Below are 1,639 nucleotides of genomic sequence, written 5' to 3' on the forward strand. Positions count from 1 at the left end.
GACCTGGCCGGCCCCACCGTCCCTCTGGCCCTGACCTTCAGCCCCCTCAACACCCGTGACGTCGGCTACGGCATGGGCTGGAGCCTGCAGCTGTCGCAGTTCGATCCCGCTTCGCAGATCCTTTCGCTCGGCACCGGCGAGACCTTCAAGGTCACCGAAACCACCAGCGACGGACGCCTGCTCATGAAAGAGCAGAAACTCGACAGTTTCCATGCCCATGACCAGGGCAACGGTCGCTACCGGGTGGCGCACAAGTCCGGCCAGGTGGAGATCCTGCAGATGCTCGGCAGTGCCGCCGAGCCGGTTGCCTTGCCCGTCCAGATACAGTCCGCCGACGGCCGTACGGTCACGCTGGACTACGACACGTTCAACGGCCGGCCCCTGTTGAGCGAGGTCCGTGATTCCCGGCGTCGCCTGCTGAGCCTGACCCGCAGCTCCGCTGCCGTCGAGGTGCGACTGCACCCCGACGAGGCCAACGTGCCCTTCGTGCTGGAATTGTCGGAGGCCGACCACCGCGTGGCACGCCTGCTCCTGCCCACCGACGAACAGGCCAGCTGGGCCTTTCTCTACCAGACCCTGAACGGCCTGCTGTGCGTCAGCGAGGTGCGCACCCCCGCCGGTGCTCGCGAAACCCTGTTCTACGACGACGCCGGGCATGCCTTCCCCGGCGCGACCGGACGCCCCGGCCTGCCTCGCGTCACCCGCCATGTCAGCGACCCCGGCCAGGGTCAGCCGCCGGTCGAGGTGCACTATGCCTACGGCACCGCGACAGTGCCCGATACCCACAACTTCCTCGGCCATGACGCGTCCGGGTTGATTTTCGAAGACAACGGACTGGACAACCTCTACCGGATCACCGAGGCCTACCTGTATGGCACCACCGAAACCCTGATGGACGGCGGGCAGGTCGTGCGCAGCATCGAACGCACGTTCAACCGTTTCCACCTGATGACCGAGCAACGCGTCACTCAGGGGCGCAACGTGAAGATCACCGCCACCGTCTATCACGCCGATGACGAGCTGAGCTTCGATCAGCAACCGGCGTACTGCCAGTTGCCCTTTGCCGCCACCGACACCTGGTTCTCGCTGGACGATGCCAACCGGGTGCGCCACGAAACCGTGACCACCACCTACGATACGTTCGGCAACCTGCTCGAACAGGTCCAGGCCAACGGCGTGACCGAGACCCGCCACTGGTACCCGGCTGAAGGTGAGGACGGACGCTGCCCGCCCGACCCCGAAGGCTTCGTGCGTCAGCTGGCCAGCCGCACCGTGACCCCGGCCGTGTCCACTCATGGCGAACCCGCGCCGGTGCTGCGTACCCACTACCGCTACGACGCCCTGCCGCCGGTGAGCGGCGCTGAGCGCCCCTGGCTGGTACTGAGCGAGGAGGCGTTGCTGCAGGTCGAACCGGCGCTCCGGCAGGAAACCCCGTTGCACTTCACCCGACGCACCTACATCAACGACCCGGCCGATGCCCTGAAACACGGCCGCCCCCTGCTGGAATGCTTCACCCTCAACGGCATCGACACCCTGACCGACTATGCCTATGCGAAAATCGTCGCCCGGCACGTCGGGGTCGGGGACTCGGTGCTCGAGAGCACCCAGACCCTGAGCAGCAGCCTGGACGCCGAGCGCA

The 1,639-nt window shown here is 66.6% G+C and carries 1 pseudogene; it reads left to right on the plus strand.

The features are described 5' to 3' along the window. Positions 1-1,639 (plus strand): annotated as a pseudogene (locus tag JTJ32_RS26235) (sugar-binding protein); the annotation flags it as partial.

It is taken from the genome of Pseudomonas alliivorans, assembly GCF_017826695.1.
GTDB lineage: Bacteria > Pseudomonadota > Gammaproteobacteria > Pseudomonadales > Pseudomonadaceae > Aquipseudomonas > Aquipseudomonas alliivorans.